This is a genomic window from Streptococcus sp. 449_SSPC (assembly GCF_001073005.1).
In the GTDB taxonomy this organism is placed as follows: Bacteria; Bacillota; Bacilli; order Lactobacillales; family Streptococcaceae; genus Streptococcus; species Streptococcus salivarius_F.
This window is the reverse complement of sequence record NZ_JVGR01000021.1, coordinates 125347-149456: the sequence shown is the minus strand read 5'-3', so window position 1 is coordinate 149456 and position 24110 is coordinate 125347. Positions and strand designations below refer to the sequence as shown.

10 protein-coding genes are annotated in these 24110 nt (G+C 41.8%); all 10 read right to left on the bottom strand.

Annotated features, from left to right (window positions below):
- Positions 1 to 39: 39 nt before the first annotated feature.
- On the bottom strand, positions 40 to 798 hold the full coding sequence (locus ADH51_RS04140; protein WP_037600160.1) for an ABC transporter ATP-binding protein: 759 nt from the start codon (positions 796 to 798) through the stop codon (positions 40 to 42).
- A complete protein-coding gene (locus tag ADH51_RS04135) occupies positions 795 to 1664 on the bottom strand; it encodes an ABC transporter permease (RefSeq protein WP_002883493.1) in 870 nt (289 codons plus the stop codon). The genes ADH51_RS04140 and ADH51_RS04135 overlap by 4 nt, the downstream gene beginning before the upstream one ends.
- A 9-nt stretch (positions 1665 to 1673) precedes the next feature.
- The gene (gene trpX / locus ADH51_RS04130; protein ID WP_022496442.1) at positions 1674 to 2675 is read right to left on the bottom strand and encodes a tryptophan ABC transporter substrate-binding protein; all 1002 of its coding nucleotides are present in this window, start codon (positions 2673 to 2675) and stop codon (positions 1674 to 1676) included.
- A 135-nt stretch (positions 2676 to 2810) separates the two neighbouring features.
- On the bottom strand, positions 2811 to 3032 hold the full coding sequence (locus ADH51_RS04125) for a DUF4649 family protein (protein ID WP_048674614.1): 222 nt from the start codon (positions 3030 to 3032) through the stop codon (positions 2811 to 2813).
- Positions 3033 to 3217: 185 nt separating this feature from the next.
- Positions 3218 to 15394: a GEVED domain-containing protein gene (locus tag ADH51_RS04120; RefSeq protein ID WP_048674611.1), complete on the bottom strand. Its 12177-nt coding sequence runs from the start codon at positions 15392 to 15394 to the stop codon at positions 3218 to 3220.
- A gap of 740 nt (positions 15395 to 16134) precedes the next feature.
- Entirely contained in the window at positions 16135 to 17637 is a 1503-nt protein-coding gene (gene pyk / locus ADH51_RS04115; protein ID WP_048674608.1) for a pyruvate kinase, read from the bottom strand.
- A gap of 69 nt (positions 17638 to 17706) precedes the next feature.
- Positions 17707 to 18726 (bottom strand): 6-phosphofructokinase, encoded by a 1020-nt coding sequence (gene pfkA / locus ADH51_RS04110; protein WP_013990713.1) that lies wholly within the window; start codon positions 18724 to 18726, stop codon positions 17707 to 17709.
- A 92-nt stretch (positions 18727 to 18818) separates the two neighbouring features.
- A complete protein-coding gene (locus tag ADH51_RS04105) occupies positions 18819 to 21929 on the bottom strand; it encodes a DNA polymerase III subunit alpha (RefSeq protein ID WP_048674605.1) in 3111 nt (1036 codons plus the stop codon).
- A 168-nt stretch (positions 21930 to 22097) separates the two neighbouring features.
- The gene (leuD, locus tag ADH51_RS04100) at positions 22098 to 22688 is read right to left on the bottom strand and encodes a 3-isopropylmalate dehydratase small subunit (RefSeq protein WP_002890790.1); all 591 of its coding nucleotides are present in this window, start codon (positions 22686 to 22688) and stop codon (positions 22098 to 22100) included.
- A gap of 11 nt (positions 22689 to 22699) precedes the next feature.
- A complete protein-coding gene (gene leuC / locus ADH51_RS04095; protein ID WP_048674602.1) occupies positions 22700 to 24091 on the bottom strand; it encodes a 3-isopropylmalate dehydratase large subunit in 1392 nt (463 codons plus the stop codon).
- Positions 24092 to 24110 lie beyond the last annotated feature (19 nt).

Sequence of the window (24110 nt, the reverse complement as noted above, 5' to 3'; positions counted from 1 at the left end):
ACTTTTTAGCTTATTTTACAATTTAGAGTCAGACGAGAGTTACTCAAACATAGCGTAGTAGTCTGTGATATCCAATTGACCTTTTTCTTCCTTGGTAAGGTCTTTAATGATTTGACCATCCTTCATAACGATAAGACGATTTCCGTATTTAAGAGCATCTTCCATATGGTGAGTAATCATCAAGGCTGTCAAGTGGTCGCCCGTCACAAACTCATCGGTCAACTCCATGAGAGCCACACTTGTCTTAGGATCCAAGGCTGCGGTGTGTTCGTCTAAGAGCAAGAGCTCAGGACGTTTAAGTGTCGCCATCAAAAGACTGAGTGCCTGACGCTGACCCCCTGAGAGGAGACCTGCTGGTGTATCTAAGTGTTTTTCTAAACCATTACTGATACGTTCAATCAGACCTTGAAATTCCTCTGTGTAGAGATGAATTTGGCGTGATTTAAGACCTCGTTTTTCGCCACGGTATTTGGCAATCAAAAGATTTTCTGCAACCGTCATACGAGGAGCTGTTCCCATTTTAGGATCTTGGAAGACCCGTGAGAGGTACTTGGCACGTTTCTCAGCAGGCAGAGCCGTAACATCCTCACCCATGATAAAAATATGACCACTGGTCAACATGAGGGTCCCTGCAATGACATTGAAGAGGGTTGATTTTCCGGCACCATTTCCACCAAGAATGGTAATAAAATCACCTTCTCTAATGGTAAGATTGACATGGTCCAGGATGGTTTTTTCGGTATCAAAACCATTATTAACCTTAACAGTCGCATCTTTAAGTTCTACAATAGCTGTCATCGTGATAAGGTCACCCCCTTAAAGAATTTTCGGCGTAGGACAGGCGAGATCAAGCAAATGGCCAGAACAATCGCACTAAAGAGTTTGAGGTAGTTCGTGTTAAAGCCAAGAGCGATAACTGCTGTCAAAAGGAACTGATAGAGGATTGAACCAATACAGATGGCAATCAAACGTTCCAACAGAGTCAAGTTAGTCGCATAGAGGACCTCACCAATGATGATGCTGGCAAGACCAATGACGATAACACCAATACCTTTAGAAACATCGGCATAACCGTCCTGTTGGCTAATCAAGGCTCCTGAGAGGGCAATGATACCGTTTGAGATAACAAGACCCATCACTTCCATATTGTCTGTGTTGATACCAAAAGATTTGGCCATGTCTCTATTATCACCTGTGGCAATATATGCTTGTCCTAGGCGCGTGTTAAGAAAGGCAATCAAGGCAGTGATAACAATGGTTACAGCAATGAGACCAACAATCAAGAGGTTGTAGTCCTTGCTGAAAGGAAGTAAATCTTGAATAGTCTTAATATCAAGAAGTCCTAAGTTGGCCCTTCCCATAATCATAAGCATGACTGAGTTAAGAGAAGTCATGACCAAAATCCCTGCCAAAATAGTAGGAATTTCTCCCTTAGTATAGAGGAGACCAGTTACAAGTCCAGCACCACAGCCGGCCAAAACAGCAACCAAGGTCGCCAAGATTGGGTTCCAACCAAAGTTCATAAGAGTTACTGCTACTGCCCCACCAAGAGGAAAGGAACCTTCTGTTGTCAAATCAGGAAAATCCAAGATACGGAAAGTCATGTAAATCCCAAGACCTAGGATTCCGTATAGAAGCCCCTGATAAATAGATGAAATAATCATAAGTCCTCCTTATTTATCAGCTTTAACAGCGATGTCTGACTGTTTAAGCACATCGTCAGGGATGGTGATGTTGAGGTCTTGAGCAACTTTAAGGTTAAGTGTTGGTGTGCCATCATCGATAACATCTACAGGAACATCCTTAACTCTCTTACCTTTAAGAACCTTAACGGCACTACGAGCTGTAGCCTTTCCAAGTTCATATTGGCTTTGCGCCACTGAAGCCAAACCGCCTTCTTTCACCATAGTATCAACCGTCGTATAAACTGGAATCTTAGCCTGGTTGGCTGATGAGATTACTGTTGAAAAGGCTGAAGCAATAGTATTATCTTGAGGCGTCCAGATGGCATCTACCTTACCAGTCATGACTGACATGGTTGTATTGATTTCATTGGTTGATGGTACGGCGTACTCGACCACATTCAGGCCATCTTTTTCAGAGTATTTCTTAAAGCTTTCAACCTGTGATTTGGAATTATCCTCACTTGAAGCATAGAGAATACCAATCGTTTTGGCATTTGGTGTCAGTGATTTGACCAATTCTACTGTCTGCTTAATCGGCACTTGGTTAGAGGTACCAGTGACATTGCCTTCCGGATGCTTGAGATCCTTAACCAATTTTGCCCCAACAGGGTCTGAGATAGCCCCCATGATGACTGGAATATCCTTGGTAGCTGCCGCTAGCCCCTGTGCTGCTGGTGTGGCAATACCGATAACAACATCGTTCTTGTCATTAACCAATTGTTTAGACATGGTTTGAATTTTAGACTGGTCTCCTTCGGCATTTAGGAGGGTGATTTTAACCTTGTCCCCCTTATAACCAGCTTCCTTAAGGCCATCCTCAATTCCCTTCTCGATTTGATCCAGGGCGTCGTGAGTCACGAACTGGAGGATCCCTACTTTGACGACCTTATTGGTATCTTGGTGTTCTTTTTTGAACAGATCTGTACCAATAGAACCGAGCGTCAAGATAGCTAAGAAAACCAAAGTCCAAATTAAACGCTTGTTTTTCATATGTGTCTCCTTCTATAAATTCTTCCTTTCTATTGTAAGTCATTTTCAGTCAATTAGCAATATTCTTAATTTATAAAAATTACCCTGATTAAAAAAAAGAACCAGAACACGATGTCTGATTCTTTTCCCTTATTATTACTGATATTGTGCCAAGTCTAACTTCATAATATAAAAGTAAAGGTCACCATATTGTCCCTTATAGCCAATATCATGTCCGTTTATAGTCACCTTAGTGACTGGCGTTGCATCTGGCAAGGCAATCCAACAAGCTTGCTGTGCCCTAACAAATTCATTGTAATCTTCAAAGGAAGTGTGTTTTTCTTGCTTGGCGGTATTTAAATAAGTTACTTCAATCATCGAGGGACCTCCTTATAATCCTTTAACTAAGGTCTAGATTACGCTTCCTAGAGAGCAAAGTCAATCATGACGACTTAAAAAAACTCGCAGTCTGGGCCATACAAATAGACCCCATGGCAAATACCATGAGGTCTATTTTAATTGAAATCTGGATTCTTAAGGTCCTATACGACCGTTAAATCATTTTAACGTTTGCGTCGTTTTGTGCCATAAAGTCCGAATCCAGCTAGAAGACTTGCCAAACCAAAGATTGCAAGGTTTGAATCTTCACTACCAGTTTCTGGAAGTTGGGCTGTCTTATCAGTTGGATTGATAAAGTGAGCTTCTTCTTTTGTTTCTGGAAGCACTGGAGCCTTAGGCTCTTCTGTTTGTGGAGCTGGCTGTGGCTCTGGTGTCGGAGTTGTATCCGGCACTGGTGTTGGAGTCACAATTTGTTTGTAGATGTGTTGAGTATTACCATTTTCATCTACAACTGTCTTCACAAATTCATAACCAGGGATGTCTTTCTTAGGTTGTTGGCCATCTTCGGTTGGATAACCAGGGATTGGAGTACCATTTTCATCTACATATGATGTTGTTACTTGCTCATAGACATGTTCGATATCACCATTAGGTAATTTCTTAGTTTCTACGAAGCGGTAACCTGGGATCTCAACTTTTGGCTGTTCACCATCAACTGTAGGATATCCTGGGATTTCCTTACCTTCTTTATCAACAAACTTAGTGATTGGAAGGACAGTTGGTGTGTAGGTAGCTGAAGCCTTAGTTCCGTTGACATCTTCACGAACAACTGTTACTGCTGGGGCAGTTCCTGTAAATTCAGGTTCTGGTGTGAAGGTTACTGTTCCATCTGCAGCTACTGTGTAAGTACCAACACCTGAAATCGTCTTGGTAGTTGAACCATCATCAAAGGTTGCTGGAACTTGGTTATTCATTGGTACACGACTATCGCCTTCAGTGAAGCTTGGCTTACCTGTTTGCGTTTGACCCTTATTACCAATTGAAGTAACTGATTCTGCAGTTGGTGTTACTGGTGTAACGGTTGGAGTGTAGGTAGCTGTAATAGCTGTACCGTTCTTATCGACACGTTTAACCGTTACGCCTGTTCCTGTTCCTGTGAATGCTTTTTCTGGTACGAAGGTTACTGTTCCGTCTGGAGAAACGGTGTAAGTTCCTTCACCTGGAATAACTTTAGTTGTTGAACCATCTTCAAATGTAGCTGGTACATCATCATCCATTGGCACACTTGGGTTACCAGGCGTGAAGCTTGGTTTACCAGTTTGCGTTTGACCCTGGATGTCTGTAGATGTTGCTGGGTCAGCAGTTGGTGTAACTGGAGTTACTGTTGGTGTGTAAGTTGCTGAGGCTTTGGTTCCGTTCACATCTTCACGAACAACTGTCACTGCTGGAGCTTCACCAACGAATGATTTCTCAGGTACGAATGTAACTGTTCCGTCTACTGCTACTGTATAAGTACCAACGCCTTCTACTGTCTTAGTTGTTGAACCATCGTCAAATGTTGCTGGAACGTCATCGTTCATTGGCACACGGCTATCACCTTCGGTGAATACAGGTTTACCAGTTTGTGTTGCACCCTGGATGTCAGTAGATACTGCTGGAGTTGCAGTCGGTGTGACTGGTGTAACAGTTGGTGTGTATGTCGCAGAGGCTTTAGTGCCGTTCATGTCTTCACGAACGACTGTGACTGCTGGTGCAGTTCCAACAAATGATTTTTCTGGTACAAAGGTTACTGTTCCATCAGCTGCTACTGTGTAAGTACCAACACCATCTACAGTCTTCGTAGTTGAGCCATCATCGAAAGTTGCTGGAACATCATCGTTCATAGGCACACGGCTGTCACCTTCAGTAAATTCAGGCTTACCAGTTTGTGTAGCACCTTGGATATCAGTTGATTCAGCTGGTGTTGCAGTTGGAGTTACTGGTGTCACAGTTGGTGTGTACTTAGCTGTGATCTCAGTACCGTTCTTATCAACACGTTTAACCGTTACGCCTGAAGCAGTTCCAGTGAATGATTTTTCTGGAACGAAAGTTACGGTTCCATCTGGAGAAACAGTGTATGTTCCTTCACCATCTACTGTCTTAGTCGTTGAGCCATCTTCGAAAGTAGCTGGAGTATCTTCATCGATTGGAACATTTGGATTTCCTTCGGTGAAGCTTGGTTTACCTGTTTGTGTTGCACCTTGGATATCTGTTGATGTCGCATCTTCAGATGTTGGAGCGACTGGAGTAATCTTAGGTGTGTATGTTGTTTCTACTGTTGTACCGTTAGTATCCGCAGCTTGAACCTTGACTGAAATAACATCACCTGAGTAAGACTTATCCGTTGGGGTGAAGGTCACAACACCTGTTGCTTTATCAACTGTGAAAGTACCAACAATATCACCTGCTGGTGATTTAGCAAATACTGCCGCTGCTGGCTGACCATTTTCATCAAGAAGTGTAATGGTATCTTTGTCGATTGGAGCAACTGAATCTCCCTCTGTAAAGGTTACAGTTCCAGTCTGAATCACACCTTGAGGACCAGTTGATTCTGCTGGAGTTGCAGTTGGGTTAACTGGGGTTACTGTTGGTGTATAAGTCGCAGATGCTTTAGTTCCGTTTTTATCTTCACGAACAACTGTTACTGCTGGTGCCTCACCAACAAATGATTTTTCTGGGACAAATGTTACGGTTCCGTCTGGCGCTACTGTGTATGTACCAACACCTTCAACAGTCTTAGTTGTTGAACCATCATCAAATGTCGCTGGAACGTCATCATTCATTGGCACACGGCTGTTGCCTTCAGTAAATTTAGGCTTACCTGTTTGGGTTTGACCTTGTTTACCTGTAGATGTTGTAGCTTCTGCAGTAGGTGTAACTGGGGTTACTGTTGGTGTGTAAGTTGCTGTAACTGAAGTACCGTTCTTATCAACACGTTTAACCGTTACGCCTGTACCTGTACCAGTGAATGATTTTTCTGGAACAAAGGTTACAGTTCCGTCTGGAGCAACTGTGTAAGTTCCTTCTCCTGGAATTGTCTTCGTAGTTGAGCCATCGTCAAAGGTTGCAGGTGTATCATCATCCATTGGGATTGCAGGGTTACCAGGTGTGAAGCTTGGGGTACCTGTTTGAGTTTGACCTTGGATGTCTGTAGATGTTGCAGGATCAGCAGTTGGTACAACAGGAGTGATCTTAGGTGTGTAAGTTGTCTCAGCAACCGTTCCGTTCGTATCTTTACCTTGAACCTTAACTGGAACAACATCACCTGAGTAAGATTTATCCGTTGGTGTGAAGGTTACAACACCTGTTTCTTTATCAACAGTGAAGGTACCGATCACATCACCTGCTGGTGATTTCGCATCAACTGATGCTGCTGGCTGACCATTTTCGTCAAGGAGAGTAATGGTATCCTTGTCGATTGGTGCAACTGGGTCACCTTCAGTGAAGGTTACAGTTCCAGTTTGAACCACACCTTGAGGGGCTTCTGATTCAGCTGGAGTTGCTGTTGGAGTTACTGGTGTCACAGTTGGTGTGTACTTAGCAGTAACTGGAGTACCGTTCTTATCGACACGTTTAACCGTTACGCCTGAACCTTCTCCTGTGAATGATTTTTCTGGTACAAAGGTTACGGTTCCGTCTGGAGCAACAGTGTAAGTTCCTTCACCTGGAATGTTCTTGGTTGTTGAGCCATCTTCAAATGTTGCAGGTGTATCATCATCCATTGGAACATTTGGATTACCTGGTGTGAAGGTTGGTGTACCTGTTTGCGTTTGACCTTGTTTGTCAGTAGATGTTGTATCTTCTGCAGTTGGTGTTACCGGTGTTACAGTTGGTGTGTAGGTTGCAGAAGCTTTTGTTCCGTTCTTATCTTCGCGGACAACTGTCACTGCTGGTGCAGTTCCGACGAATGATTTCTCAGGAACGAAAGTAACTGTTCCGTCTGAAGCTACTGTGTAAGTACCAACTCCCTCAACTGTCTTGGTAGTTGAGCCATCATCAAATGTTGCTGGAACATCATCGTTCATTGGCACACGACTATCGCCTTCAGTAAATACAGGCTTACCTGTTTGAGTTGCACCTTGAATATCAGTTGTTTCAGCTGGTGTAGCTGTCGGTGTGACAGGAGTTACAGTTGGTGTGTAAGTTGCAGAAGCTTTGGTTCCGTTCTTATCTTCACGAACAACCGTCACTGCTGGAGCAGTTCCAGTAAATGATTTCTCAGGAACAAATGTAACAGTTCCGTCTGCAGCTACTGTATAAGTACCAACGCCATCAACTGTCTTAGTTGTTGAGCCATCGTCAAATGTGGCTGGAACATCTTCATTGATTTCTACCGTTTTCTCAACGCCATCAACTGTTACGGTTCCACCCTTGAATTCAGGTTTACCTGTTTGAGTAGCACCTTGAATATCCGTTGTTTCAGCTGGTGTAGCTGTTGGGGTTACTGGAACAATTTCAGGTGTGTAGGTTGTATCCACCTTGATGCCATTTGAGCTTTCAGCTTGAACCTTAACAGGCGTTACCTTACCTGTATAAGATTTATCAGTTGGTGTGAAGGTCACTTGTCCAGTTGCTGGATCAATTGAGTACGTACCGATTTCAGTTGTACCATCTTCAGCATAGGCTGGCGTAGTCGCCACTTCATTACCATCTTTGTCCAAAAGTGTGTAGCTATTATCTTTGATTGTAATAGCTTTATCTTGACCATTTACTTGAACAGTTGCACCTTCAAAGGTTGGTGTTCCAGTTTGTGTCGCACCTTGGATATCTTTAGATGTAGCTGGTTTAGCTGTTGGAACAGCTGCTACAACTGTTGGTGTGTAACTTGCATCTGAAGTGATGGTTGAAGTCTTACCATCTTCATTTGTAATCGTCGCTATTGCTTGAATTTTCACGCCAGTTGCAGTTCCGACAAAGTCTTTTTCAGGAGTAAAGGTTACTGCTCCGGTAGTAGGATCGATTGTGTAAGTACCTTCACCTGCTACTGTTACAGTTGTTTCATCTGTTGGTTGACCTGTTGCAGGGTCAATCAATTTCTTACTTGTAATTTGAGCAGTCTCATCATCACTCAAAGCAAATGTTGGAGTTTCAGTTTGAGGAATATTTTGAATGTCTTCAGAAACTTTATTTGTTGGAGTAAGAGTGACTGGATTAACAGTTGGTGTGTAAGTTGCAGATGCTTTAGTTCCGTTCTTATCTTCACGAACTACTGTTACAGCTGGTGCAGTACCAGTAAAGCTTGGTTCTGGAACAAATGTTACAGTTCCGTCTGCAGCTACTGTATAAGTACCAACGCCATCAACAGTCTTAGAAGTAGATCCATCATCGAAGGTTGCTGGAACGTCATCATTCATTGGTACACGGTTATTACCTTCAGTGAAGGTTGGTTTGCCAGATTGGGTTGCACCTTGAACACCTGTTGTTTCAGCTGGTGTCGCAGTTGGTGTTACCGGTGTAACTGTTGGTGTGTAAGTCGCAGAAGCTTTGGTTCCGTTCTTATCTTCACGAACAACAGTTACAGCAGGTGCAGTTCCAACAAATGATTTTTCTGGTACAAAGGTTACTGTACCGTCTGCTGCCACTGTGTAAGTACCAACACCATCTACAGTCTTCGTAGTTGATCCATCATCAAATGTTGCTGGAACAGCGTCGTTCATAGGCACACGGCTATCGCCTTCAGTGAATTCAGGTTTGCCTGTTTGGGTTGCCCCTTGGATGTCTGTTGATTCAGCTGGTGCAGCTGTTGGGGTTACTGGTGTCACAGTTGGTGTGTATTTAGCTGTGATTTCAGTACCGTTCTTATCAACACGTTTCACTGTTACGCCTGAAGCAGTTCCAGTGAATGATTTTTCTGGGACGAAAGTTACGGTTCCATCTGGAGAAACAGTGTATGTACCTTCTCCATCTACTGTCTTAGTCGTTGAACCATCTTCGAAGGTAGCTGGTGTATCCTCATCAATTGGAACATTTGGATTGCCTTCCGTGAAGGTTGGTTTACCTGTTTGAGTTTGACCTTGGATATCAGTTGATGTAGCATCTTCAGATGTTGGAACAACTGGAGTAATCTTAGGTGTGTAAGTTGTTTCTACTGTTGTACCGTTAGTATCCGCAGCTTGAACCTTAACTGGGACAACATCGCCGGAATAAGATTTATCCGTTGGTGTGAAGGTCACAACACCTGTATCTTTATCAACGGTGAAGGTACCAATTTCTTTACCTTCTGGTGACTTAGCAACTACAGATGTTGCTGGTTGACCATTTTCATCAAGAAGAGTAATGGTATCCTTGTCGATTGGTGCAACTGGGTCACCTTCAGTAAAGGTTACAGTTCCAGTTTGAACCAAACCTTGAGGTCCAGTAGATTCAGCTGGTGTTGCAGTTGGAGTTACTGGAGTTACAGTTGGTGTGTAAGCTGCAGAGGCTTTGGTTCCATTCTTATCTTCACGAACAACCGTTACGGCTGGTGCTTTACCTGTGAATGATTTCTCAGGAACAAAGGTTACTGTTCCGTCTGCGGCTACTGTGTAGGTACCAACGCCTTCTACTGTCTTAGTTGTTGAGCCATCGTCGAAAGTAGCTGGAACGTCATCATTCATTGGCACACGGCTGTCGCCTTCAGTAAATACAGGCTTACCTGTTTGGGTTTGACCTTGCTTACCTGTTGTTTCAACTGGTGTTGCAGTTGGTGTGACTGGAGTTACAGTTGGTGTGTAGGTTGCAGAAGCCTTAGTGCCATTCTTATCTTCACGGACAACTGTCACGGCTGGTGCTTCACCAGTGAATGATTTTTCAGGGACAAAAGTTACAGTTCCGTCTGCTGCTACTGTGTAAGTACCAACGCCGTCAACTGTCTTAGTAGTTGAGCCATCGTCAAATGTTGCAGCAACATCATCATTCATCGGCACACGGCTATTACCCTCAGTAAATACAGGTTTACCAGTTTGTGTAGCACCTTGGATATCTGTTGTTTCAACTGGTGTTGCAGTTGGAGTTACTGGAGTCACAGTTGGTGTATAAGTTGCGGAGGCTTTGGTTCCGTTCTTATCTTCACGAACAACCATCACTGCTGGTGCAGTTCCAACGAATGATTTTTCAGGTACGAATGTAACTGTTCCGTCTGCTGCTACTGTGTAAGTACCAACACCATCAACTGTCTTAGTCGTTGAACCATCATCGAAGGTCGCTGGAACAGCTTCATTAATCGCTACTGTTTTCTCAACGCCATCTACTGTTACAGTTCCGCCCTTAAATTCAGGTTTACCAGTTTGCGTTGCACCTTGGATATCTTCTGTTTCAGCTGGTGTTGCTGTCGGTGTTACTGGAACGATTTCAGGTGTGTATGTTGTATCCACCTTGATACCGTTTGAACTTTCCGCTTGAACCTTGGCTGGAGTTACCACACCTGTGTATGATTTATCAGTCGGTGTGAAAGTGACTTGACTAGTAGCTGAATCGATAGAGTAAGTACCGATTTCAGTTGTACCATCAGCAGCATAAGCTGGTGTACTTGTCACTTCATTGCCATCATTATCCAAAAGCGTGTAGCTATTATCTTTGATTGTAATAGCTTTATCTTCACCGTTTACTTGGACAGTAGTTCCTGCAAAGGTTGGTGTCCCTGTTTGCGTTGCACCTTGAACATCTTTAGATGTAGCTGGTTGAGCTGTTGGAACAGCAGCTACAACAGTTGGTGTGTAGGTCGCATCTGAAGTAATGGTTGCAGTCTTACCGTTAGCATTTGTAATCGTAGCAGTTGCCTGAACAGTTACTCCTTTTGCAGTACCAACAAAGTCTTTTTCTGGCGTAAATGTTACTGCTCCAGTCGTTGGGTCGATAGTATAGCTACCTTCACCTGCTACTGTCACTGTTGTTTCGTCAGTTGGTTGACCAGTTGCTGGATCCACCAATTTCTTGCTAGTGATTTCAGCAGTCTTGTCGTTACTCAAATCAAAGGTTGGTGTTTGGGTTTGAGGAACGTTTTGAATATCCGCAGAAACCTTGTCTGTAGGAGTCACTGTAATTGGTGTTACTGATGGTGTGTAAGTCGCTGAAGCTTTTGTTCCGTTCTTGTCTTCACGAACGACTGTAACCGCTGGTGCTGTTCCTGTAAAACTTGGTTCTGGAACAAATGTAACAGTACCGTCGGCTGCTACTGTGTAGGTACCAACGCCATCAACTGACTTGGTAGTTGAGCCATCATCAAATGTTGCTGGAACATCATCGTTCATTGGCACACGGCTATCGCCTTCAGTAAATACAGGTTTACCAGTTTGTGTAGCACCTTGGATATCTGTTGTTTCAACTGGTGTTGCAGTTGGAGTTACTGGAGTCACAGTTGGTGTATAAGTTGCAGAAGCTTTGGTTCCGTTCTTATCTTCACGAACAACGGTTACAGCTGGTGCAGTTCCGACGAATGACTTCTCAGGAACAAATGTAACAGTTCCGTCTGCTGCTACAGTGTAAGTACCAACTCCATCAACCGTCTTGGTTGTTGAGCCATCATCAAATGTTGCTGGAACAGATTCGTTGATTTCAACAGTCTTCTCAACGCCATCAACTGTTACAGTTCCACCCTTGAATTCAGGTTTACCTGTTTGAGTAGCACCTTGAATATCTGTTGTTTTAGCTGGTGTTGCTGTTGGAGTTACTGGAACGATCTCTGGTGTGTAAGTTGTATCAACTTTAATACCGTTTGAGCTTTCAGCTTGTACCTTAACTGGTGTAACTGCACCAGTGTATGATTTATCTGTTGGTGTGAAGGTTACTTGACCAGTTGCTGGATCGATCGTGAATGTACCGATTTCAGTTGTTCCATCTGCAGCATAAGCTGGTGTACTTGAAACCTCGTTACCATCTTTGTCCAACAATGTGTAGCTATTGGCTTTAATGGTAATAGCTTTATCTTCACCATTTACTTGGACAGTAGTTCCTGCAAAAGTTGGTGTCCCTGTTTGTGTTGCACCTTGGATATCTTTAGAAGTTGCAGGGTTTGCAGTTGGAACTGCTGGCACAACAGTTGGTGTGTAGGTCGCATCTGAAGTAATGGTTGCAGTCTTACCATTGGCATTTGTAATGGTAGCAGTTGCCTGAACAGTTACTCCTTTTGCAGTACCAACAAAGTCTTTTTCTGGCGTAAATGTTACTGCTCCAGTCTTTGGGTCGATAGTATAGCTACCTTCACCTGCTACTGTCACTGTTGTTTCATCAGTTGGTTGACCAGTTGCGGGATCCACCAATTTCTTGCTTGTGATTTCAGCAGTCTTATCATTACTCAAATCAAAGGTTGGTATTTGGGTTTGAGGAACGTTTTGAACATCCGCAGAAACCTTGTCTGTAGGAGTCACTGTGATTGGTGTGACAGTTGGAGTGTACTTAGCTGTTGCAGTCTTAATGTACTCCTCTTGAACCTTACCATTTTTATTGCGTCCAACTGGTGCTGATAATGTAACATCCACACCTTTGGCTGTTCCAACAAAGTCTGGTTCTGGAGTGAAGGTTACTTCTCCAGTTGAAGGATTAATGGTGTAAGTTCCTTCCCCTTCAACTGTTACAGATGGCTCATCAATCGTGCGACCTGTAGCTGGATCTACCAACTTAGCAGGATATTCTGCACTTGGAGTGATTGCAATCTTGTCACCATTTGAGTTAGTCGCAGTTGTGTTAAAGGTCGGTGTTTCTTTTTGAGTTGCTCCTTGAACATCAGTCGATGTCTTGTCAACCCCTTCGATTTCAATAGGAGTGACTGTTGGAACATATTGACCATCCATGGTATTTAACTGACCATTAATGTTTGCTTCTTGGTCTGGGAATTTTGTTGACCAACCAGTATCATAACCATTATTATCTGAACGACGGATAGAGATACCATCAGCTGTTCCAAGGAAGTTATCTTCTGGGATAAACTCAACGTCTACATCTTTACCGTTGGCAGTAATCTTGTACTTCCCTTGACCTGGTACGACATAGTAACCTTCTGCATCAAGAGTTGCACGGTTACCATCTTTATCAACGATGTATGGTTCTACCGTTTCGTCAATAACGGCACTAGAATTAAGCTCATACTTGTGTTCACCACGAGCTGTAAAGGTTACAGTTGCAGTTTGCTTCGCCCCTTGAGGACCACTTGTTTCCTTGAATTCCCCTTTTGGTGGGTGCGTAATTTGAGTTCTGAAGTCTTCCACTTCCCCTGAGAAAGCCATACCAGTTGGGCTCTCAATCTCGGTAGCTTTCTTAGCGATACGAACACGAGCACCTAGTTCTTTAACGCTTGGATCGACGTAAGTCTTGCTGTTTGCAAAGGTCAACTCAACAGTGCCATCTTGTGTGATTGTAGCGAGATTTGAGCGTTCATCCTCATCGAATTTACCATTTTGGTTAAAGTCTACCCAACCATAGATATGTGCTTCTGAAGCTCCATCTGTATGAGCTTCTACTGACAGCTTGTAGTTACCTGGGCGTGTACGGTCCATCTTGATCATCTCATTGGTTGTCCCTTTGAGATCGCTTGGAAGCAATTGGTTAATTCCTTCATCGGCCGTAGTTGCCTTATCATCACCGAACCAGTCGAGAGTTGTATTCTCATCCATATCTGGGCTTACGCTACCAATGTACGGTTGATTTACTTTAGCTCCAGTGACGCCATCTACAGTTGCAATGGTATGAACTGCCTTACCATATGACTCAGGAGCATCCCCTTCATCAAGTGGGAAGAATCCTAGCATGGCAGACTGTTTACCAGCTGAAGCGATATAAAGTCCCACTTCAGATGCTCCACGTGTCATCACGAGTGGAACTGTTCTATTTCCTTCAGAAATGTTTGGTCCAAAGATACCGGTTCCTAGACCACTCGTAACTTGGTCAGGATTTCCAAAATACTTCCATGCTACTGGTTTCTTATCTGGTCCAGCTTGAGGAGAATTATCACGAAGTTGTCTTAGGTTAATGTTATTATATTTAGGTTTAGAACCAAAAAGATTCTCTGTATCTTGTGGTTCATAAGGAACAGAGGTAGCTGGTCTAGTAGTTTTCTTCCATTCCCCAATGTGCTGCCAACCTTGTCCGTTGGTAGTGAACATAACAAATTCACCAGGGTTAGCAGACTCTCCATCAGCCATGACAACAGCCGGTTTAACAGATTTACCACGGAAGGTTGCAGAAATTTCAAACTGAACTCCAATATTCCCACCATTATATGCAGAACTCATGGTAGTCTTTTTGGATTTCGTATCAATGTTTTCAAATTTGATTTCAGTCCAACGGTTTTGGGCATCAGCGATAACGTCGGCTTCTTTGCCATCAGCAAAATATTGCCTAGCAATTGGTGAAGTAACACCCTTTACATATCCATTTTTTGCATTTGGATCATAGGTCGCTTTTTCAGCTTCTGTAGCCCCTTGTTCTTCCATCCGTTTTTTATAGATTTCAGTCGCTTGGAATGGTTTCAAGGATTTGACTTTTACAGTGACTACATAACCTGGCATTATTTCCTTAGTATAGGTAGCCCCAACTTGAAGTGCTAAGCTCTCTTCTAACTCATTTGGTTTAAGTTCATTTTTAGCGACCTGGATTATTTTTGCTCCTGTCCAGTTAGCTACATCTCCAAAGTCCAACCAAGCGATTTGGCTCGCTAAAGATTTGGCATCAACATTTGTAGTAAAGCCTGGTTTTTCAACTTTTGGAGTTGAGGTTGCATCTTCAACATCATCCCCAATCAAGCTTTCGTCATTAGGGTCACCGATTGCACGACGTGAACGACGTCGACCAGAAGTTTCTGCTGTTACAACAGGTTGCTCTATAGCAGACGCTTCGGCACCACTTGAAAGAGCATTCGTTGTAGAAGCTTCTGCTTGAACGTCCACACCTTGTGCTTCAGATGCTGTTTCTGAAGCAGGTGTCTCAGATGATGCTGATGTAACAGAGGCTGTCGTTGAAACTCCCGTAGTATTGCCTACACTTGTAGAGCCAGCAACACTAGTGGTAGATGCTGCAGTAGTTGCTGACGTTGACGAAGCTGCTTGAGATGTTGTCTCACTAGAAGCTCGTGTTGTAGACGTTTCAGAAGTAGCTGCGCTAGCATTTGAAACGGTTTGAGACTGACTATTAGTCTCAGAACTTGATAAGAAATTTGCGACTTCCGTCGAAGCTTGAGCAGCAACAGCATTCTGAGAAGATGTCTCATCACTCACTGTAGCAGTAGTGCTAGCTACATCTCCTGCTTGGACTTGGTTAGCTGTTTCATCGGCAGATACTTGACTAGCAGTACCAACCATAACCAGAGTTCCAAGAAGAACGGAGCAAACCCCTACATTCAGCTTACGAATCGAAAATCGACTTATACGATCATTAAATAAATCTTTACCCACTTTGGTAATCCTCCACACTTATACTATTAAGTATCTCACCCCTCAATGAGATTAAAAGTATTTAAAAATACTAATCGTTAAATATTTTAACAAAATTCCTAATATTTGTGAAAAGAAATGCTCTTATTTTCAATTTCTTTATAAGGTTCACTTAAAAATAATCATGTAAACAGTAGAATGATTATAGATATCACTATTTTTATAAACATTTCAATTAATAATTTTATAATTATTTACTTTTAGAATTGTCAGTAAAAAGAAACTTATGATTTCATTTTTTTCAAAAATCGATTTTCAGAATTAATAATTCATTAGAACTTTTAAATTAGTAAGTCATTATTTAAATAAAAATGGTTGGTTATCTACCCAGTACTTCTAAAAAATATAGCTTTTAACCATCTTAACTATAGTTTATAAGTCTATTTAACGACATTTTTTATCCTGTTGTTTTCAAGAAAAGCAAAATTTCTTTGAAAAGATAATTTCCCTCTTCTCTAAATATCTTCTAGGCCATATGACACTTAGAACTAAATCTGTTTAAAATACAAACTAAATCAGCTATCTTGCTTTAAACCATTTGGAATAAATATGATATTCTTCACTTGTTATTATTATCCAATTGATTTACCTACCTACGAAAAAAGCTCTATAATCTCTTCAATAGTTTAACCTACTAAATCGATTATAGAGCCAAAAAAGAAGATCCTAAAGACCTTCTTTCAATTTAAGTTCTACTTAAATTATTTTACTGTGCGGATACGCATAGTGTTTGTACCACCTGTACCTACTGGAACACCAGCAACGATAACAATGTTATCACCAGATTCTACAAGACCTGATTCCAATGCAACTTTTTCAGCAACATCAAACATATCATCAGTTGAGCTTGGTTTTTCAGTAACTACTGGAATAACACCCCAGTTAAGCATCAATGATTTTTGAGTAATTTCATCGAATGTTACAGCCAAAATATCAGCTTCTGGACGGTATTTAGAAATCAAACGAGCAGTGTTACCTGATTCAGTAAGAGCAACAACAAGTTTGATATCCATTGAGTTAGTAGCATCTTTAACTGCAGACGCAACTACTTCAGTCTTAGTTGAACGGTCAAATGTTGATGAATCAAGACGACCATACTCTTTAAGAAGAGTTTGAGCGTTTTTATCAATTGTAGCCATTGTACGAACTGATTCAACTGGGTATTTACCATTTGCAGATTCACCAGAAAGCATTGTAGCATCTGTACCATCGATAACTGCGTTGAATACATCAGATACTTCAGAACGAGTTGCACGTGGTTTATCTGTCATTGTTTCAAGCATGTTAGTAGCTGTAACAACAACTTTACCAGCAGCGTTTACTTTTGTGATGATCATTTTTTGGTAAACTGGAACCATTTCGAATGGTACTTCGATACCCATGTCACCACGAGCGATCATGATACCGTCAGCAGCTTCGATGATTTCATCGATGTTATCGATACCTTGTTGGTTTTCGATTTTGGCCAACAATTGAACGTGACCATTACCAGTTTCTTCACAGATAGCACGAACTTCTTGTACATCTTTTGCAGTACGTACGAATGAGATAGCGATAAAGTTAAGACCTTGTTCAAGACCAAAACGGATATCAGCGTTATCACGTTCAGCAAGTGCTGGGAAAGGAATTTTAGTGTAAGGGATGTTTACACCTTTTTGTTTAGCGATGATACCATCATTTTCAACATCAACGATGAATTCACGTTTTTCAGCATCTTTGTCTACAACACGAAGACCAAGTTTACCATCATCGACAAGAACTTGTTTACCAACTTCTACATCGTCAAAAACGTCAAGTGCACCTGCAACGTTCAAAGCGATAACGTCGCGAGTTGATTTGATACCTTGTTTAGTAGCAACACGAATTTGTTCACCAGTTTTGTATGAATACTCTTTAGCATCACCTTCGAACAATTCAGTACGGATTTCAGGTCCTTTTGTATCAAGAAGGAAACCTACTTTTTGACCAGCAAGGTCTTCTGCCATACGAACGACATCCATACGTTCACCTTGTTCAGCGTGGTCACCATGTGAGAAGTTGAAACGGAAAACGTTGGCACCTTCCTTGATCAATTGAGCAATGTTTTTAGCAGATGCTTCACGGTCAAGTTTTTCACCCCAGTAACCATCTTCACCAAATTTTTTGCCGCCACGGATTTCAACCGCAGGACCAAGTGTTGCAACGATTTTTACACGTTTATTCATGATAAATAAAACTCCCTTATATTTTTTGTCGCATTAGCGACGGTTTAACAATAATTTAAGTAACTGAGATTAGCTCAAGTTAGACAATGAACGGTTAAGGTCTGCAAAGTCAAGACGTGCTTTGTGAGGATTATTGACGATAATTTTACCGTCTTCAGTAAGACTGAACAAAGCTCCTTCTTCTGCTGTACCAAGGATTGGGCTTTCAACAAGCTCTTCATTGTGGATACCAACAGCTACACCACCAATACCTTGTTTAAGGAGGTCAACCGCATGTGCACCCATCCATGAAGCAAGAACACGGTCACGCGCAGTTGGTGAACCACCACGAACCACGTGTCCAATGTTTGTTGCACGAAGATCTGAAGTATCTCCAGCTTCTTTCATTTTAGCTGCAAATTCTTCAGCACCCATGACACCTTCAGCAACTACGATTACATGGTGAGTTTTAGCACCTGATTCGTAACCTTCTTTAACTTTACGTACAACTTCATTAATATCATACTCTTCTTCAGGTACGATAATTTGGTCTGCACCAGAAGCAATGCCAGCCCAAAGAGCGATATCACCGGCGTTACGTCCCATAACTTCAACGACGAAAGTACGTCCGTGACTGAAAGCAGTGTCTTGAATCTTATCGATAGCTTCTGTTGCTGTTGCAACAGCAGTATCAAAACCAATTGTATAGTCTGTACCAACGATATCGTTATCGATAGTTCCTGGAAGACCAACAGCTGGGAAACCATGTTCAGTCAAACGCATAGCACCATGGTAAGAACCATCTCCACCAATAACTACTACACCTTCGATTCCATGTTTTTTAAGTTGCTCAATACCTTTAAGTTGACCCTCAAGTTGGGCAAACTCAGGATAGCGAGCAGACTGAAGGAAAGTTCCACCACGGCTGAGGATGTTGTCTACGCCTTTGGCATCAAGTTGGAAGATATCTCCTTCAACCATACCAGCGTATCCACGGTTAATGCCGAAGACTTCAATTCCTTCAGAAATTGCTTTGAGAACAACTGCACGAGCGGCAGCATTCATACCAGGGGCATCTCCACCACTAGTCAAAACAGCAATACGTTTCATTATTCCTGATACTCCTTTTATATATTTAACATTTTCATTATAACACAAAGAATTCTAAATGGCTTTAAATTTGAAAATATTTATTGTTTTTTTTACCGTAAAACCGTTTTCAGCACATAAGGTGCTAATTCCCGATTAAGTTCCTCGTTCTTAGTTACTCTGTATCTTTGACTAACGATAGTTTCCTTACTTCCTTGATAACGGATAATGACAGGAATGTGTCCAGGATACTTAGCTAATATTTGAGAAACTTCTATGTCTTTATCATGATTCTCAAGTAAAATCCAAAAACGCTCCGTGCTAGCTTCCTCCATGTTTGACAAGATTAACTGAATGCGTCCATCACGCTCCTGGGTCCGTCCATCAAGATAAAAGAGACCACCTTCACTTAATTTATCCTTATGATAGAAATAAGTTTCTGGAAATAGGGTAACATCAAGTTTATTGATCCCATCAGTGACGTTCAGAAAGGCCATCTGATCACCTTTTTTAGTTCTGATAATTCGAACGGATTCTATCTGAACCAAAACCATTGCCTTAGTATTAACAGCCAAATCAGAAATGGCTTGATAGGGACGAGAGGCCATTTTTTGAGCCAAGTGTAAAGGATGGGGGCTAAGCCCAACTCCTAGTAACTCCTGTTCTAAATTATAACGATCCTTCTGGCTATAGTCTTCATAATCAACCCAAGAGTAGGATGACTCTGCAAACAAACTTCCTAACTCATTGACAAAAGTAAAGAGGTTGCTTAAATTACCAATGATTTTCTGACGATTTGGTTCAAAAATATCAAACAAACCAATCTGGATAAGAGGTGTCAGACTATCAACTTTCTGATATTTGCTAGGAATACGTGTCAAAAAGTCTTCTATAGAAATGTATTTACCATTTTGTTTGCGATCCTCAATAATCCAAAGGGCAAAATCTCTTGGCAAGCCTTTGATAGTCTTAAGACCTAATACAATCTTTCCATCTGAAATCTTGTCCAGATAGGGAATTCTATTAATATCAAGGCTGGCTAGAGAAAAGCCATTTTCAATTGCATCCTTAATGTAATCACTAGACGAATAGTTTAACATGACGTCATAGAAAATCTGAGGGTAATGCGTTTTGAAATAGGCTAATTGAAAGGCTAGTGCTGAATAAGCATAGGCATGACTTCTATTAAAGCCATAACCTGCAAACTTAGCCATCATACTAAAGAGTCGTTCAGCAATCTGTGGGTTACGTCCCAACCGACGACTTCCTTCCATGAACTCTTCGGACATCTTGGACATTTCATTGGCATCTTTTTTCGACATTGCCCGACGAAGCAAATCGGCTTTTCCGAGTGTAAAGCCTGCAAATACTTGGGCAATCTGCATAACCTGCTCCTGATAAAGCATGATACCATACGTAGGCTCAAGGATTGGTGCAACTACTGGATCAATCAAATCTACTTTTTCCTTACCATACTTACGAGCGATGAAATTATCTGTATAATCGCTAGCTCCAGGTCGGTTAAGAGAGGTTGTCGCTACCACTTCTTCGAACTTAGCGGGTTTAATCCGTTTAAGAAGGTTAATAGCACCCGCCTGCTCAAACTGAAATATTCCCTTAGTTTTACCCTTGGCAAAAAGAGCTAGGGTCTGAGGATCTTCCAAATCAATTGATTTGATATCTATAGCGACTCCCTGCTCTTCTTCAAGTTTCTCCTTCATTTTTTGAACAAAGGTCAAATTACGGAGGCCCAAGAAATCCATCTTAAGCAAGCCGTTGGCTTCGACCGCGGAGGCATCGTACTGAGTAACCATCATATCCTCACCAGCTTTTAGAGGAATATGGTTGGTTAGGTCATCGTCACTCATCACTATACCAGCAGCATGGATTGAGGTCTGTCTTGGCTGGCCTTCAATAGCCTTAGCAATCTCAAAAGCCCTCTGAAATTCTTGTCTTTGATTAATCAACTGTCTAAATGACATATTCTTCTCATAGACAGAGGTCAAGGTGTCACGAAAAGAAATCTTTTTACTAAGTTGTGACAGTTCAAATTCCTTGGCTCCGAAACGTTTAAAAACATCTCGGATAGCCTGTTTGGCCCCAAAAGTTGAAAAAGTAACAATCTGAGCAGAGTGCTTACTACCATAACGGTCCCTAACATAATGAAGAAACTCGCTTCGATAGATATCAGGCAAGTCGATATCTATATCAGGCATGCTATAACGTTCTTCATTTAGAAAACGCTCAAAAAGCAAGTCATTTTTAACGGGATCAATTCCAGTAATATCAAGGACATAAGCCACCAAGCTTCCTGCAGCAGACCCACGTCCCATTCCCATATAATAACCACGGCTACGCCCAAAGCGTAATAAGTCCCAGACAATCAAGAAATAATCATCAAATCCCATCTGATGAATGATAGACAATTCTTTGTCTAAACGTTCCTGATAAACTGCTTCGCTTAACTTTTTTGTTTCTAATCCAGATTGGGCTAATTGACGTAATTGGTCAACTGCTGGCATATCACGATTAAAACGGGGAAGCTTCAAATCCGTATCAAATTGATAAGTAATGTCTGAAACAAGTTGCTCCAAATTGTTCAAAGCCTCTGGAATATCACTATATGCACTTTCCATTTCTTGAGGCGAGAAAAGAAGCTGATTCATAGGACAAATAGAGGCCTCTGACAAGGAAACGTTTTGTGAGATGGCATGCAACATCTGAATCGTCGAGCGGTCTGCATTCTCAAAATAACGCACTGTATGTAAAGGAATTACAGGATAATCAAACTCTTTGCCAGCATCTTCTGGCCTTATCCCAATAAAAACCTCTGAACCAAGAGTCATCCCTGGCTCCCAGTCTTCACTCGGAAGGATGAGGGCAATAGCATTTAGATAGTCCGAAAAAGCTGTAAACTCGCGTTGCCCTGAGGAGAGCTCTGTTGCCAACTTCATCAAATTTTTATAGCCCTGATTATTTTTTGCTAATAGACGAAAAGGAATTTTTCTTCCCTCGTAAAATAGATTAGCTTCCATACCAATCAAAGGACGTAAACCCTTGCTACTTGCAAACTGAGCAAAATGATAAGCAGCATAGAGATTGTCACGATCCATCAAACCAAGGGCTTGATAGCCAAGCTCTTTGGCACGCTTAATGTAGGTGGTCAAATCTACAACACTATCCATGAAACTATAGACAGATTTTGTATCCAATTGTGCAAACATGAAGGCCTCCTTTCTATCCTTCTATTATAGCATACGCTCCTTGTAAAAACGCCTCTACCATGTTAACTGTTTCAAACAAAAAGAATGAGATAGAACAACACCTTAAACATTGTCCTTATCCCATTCTTTTAAGTCCTCATTATTATTTTACAAACACATCATTGTTTCTTATTGCCAATATGATGGGCGTTGTTTTTCATAGGCAGCAATCAAATCTTCATATTGAAGAGTGATTCCAATATCGTCAAGCCCTTCAACCAATTTACGTTTCCACTCATGATCGATATCAAATGGAAACTCTCCTGCTGAAGATTTAATCACTTGGTTTGGAAGGTCAATCGTAATTTCCTCACCTGCAGGAAGAGCAGCCAATTTTTGACGGACTTCCAAAGGTTGAACGATTGGCAACATACCATTCTTCAATTCATTGTTATAGTGAATATCTGAAAATGATCCAGCAATAACACAACGGAAACCGTAATCTTCCAATGCCCATGCAGCGTGTTCACGAGATGACCCCGAACCAAAGTTATCACCAGTAACCAAAATGGTCGCATCGCGATACTCAGGTTTATTGAAGACGAAATCAGGATTTTCATCGTAATCATCATTAAGGTAACGCCATTCAAACATCAAATTCTTACCGAAACCTTTTTTATCAACAGCTTTCAAGAATTGTTTGGGAATGAGTTGGTCCGTATCGATATTATCATTCATCAAAGGTACTGATTTCCCTGTATAGACGGTAAATTTTTCCATTATCTTCTCCCTTATGCTTGAACTTCTGGCATATCGCGGACATCTACAAATTTACCAGCGATTGCTGCAGCTGCTGCCATTGCTGGACTACAAAGGTGAGTACGAGCACCATATCCTTGACGTCCCTCGAAGTTACGGTTACTTGTAGATGCACAGTGCACACCTTCTGGAACATGGTCTGGGTTCATACCAAGACACATTGAACAACCTGGATCGCGCCATTCAAATCCTGCATCCATGAAAATTTTATCCAAACCAAGACGTTCAGCTTCTTTCTTAACTGGACGCGAACCTGGAACAACAATAGCTGTCAATGTCGGTGCGATATGTTTTCCTTTAACGAATTTAGCAGCTAACTCAAGGTCGCTAAGACGTGCGTTAGTACAAGAACCAATGAAGACATAGCCAAGATCGATATCTTTAGCATATTCACCAGGCTTAACGTCCATATACTCGTAGGCACGTTCATCATTAAAGTCCTTGATTTCTGGGAATGGTTGATCAAACTCAACACCCATTTCAGGGTTAGTTCCCCATGTAACCATAGGTGCCAATTCTGAAACATCAATAGTAATCACTTTATCATATTCAGCATCTGGATCTGAAACCAAAGTTTTCCAGTCGGCTACTGCTTCTTCGAATTTCTCACCCTTAGGTGCGCATGGACGCCCCTCAACATAATCATAAGTTTTTTGGTCTGGATTCATAAGACCCATCTTAGCACCAAATTCAATAGACATGTTACAGATGGTCATGCGTTCATCCATTGAAAGAGCATCGATAGCTTCACCACAATATTCAACTGCGTATCCTACACCAGCATCAACGCCATAGCGTGCAATGAGTGCAAGAATAAAGTCTTTTGAATAAACACCTGGCTGTGGTTTACCAACAAATTCAACCTTCATTTTCTTCGGTTTCACTTGCCACAAACATTGTGTCGCAAAGACATGTTCTACCTCAGATGTACCAATACCAAAGGCAATAGCACCAAAGGCACCATGAGTAGCCGTATGACTATCTCCACAAACGACAAATTTTCCTGGTTGACTACGACCTGTTTCAGGACCAACCATGTGGACAATCCCCTGACGAGCAGTACCGTGGGTAGCCGCATCAATACCAAATTCCTCAACGTTTTTCGCCAAAGTATCAATTTGGTTTTTAGAAATAAGGTCACGAATGTTAAAAATATCAACCGTAGGGACGTTGTGGTCTGTCGTACCAAAAGTTAAATCTGGGCGACGAACTTTACGTCCAGCATCACGAAGTCCTTGAAAGGCCTGTGGACTTGTAACCTCGTGAATATAATGCTGATCCACATACATTAATTGTGGTTCGCCCTCGTTTCCAGTAACGACGTGGCGTTCCCAAAGTTTATCAAAAATTGATTTTCCGCTCATAAAATACTCCAATTATTAT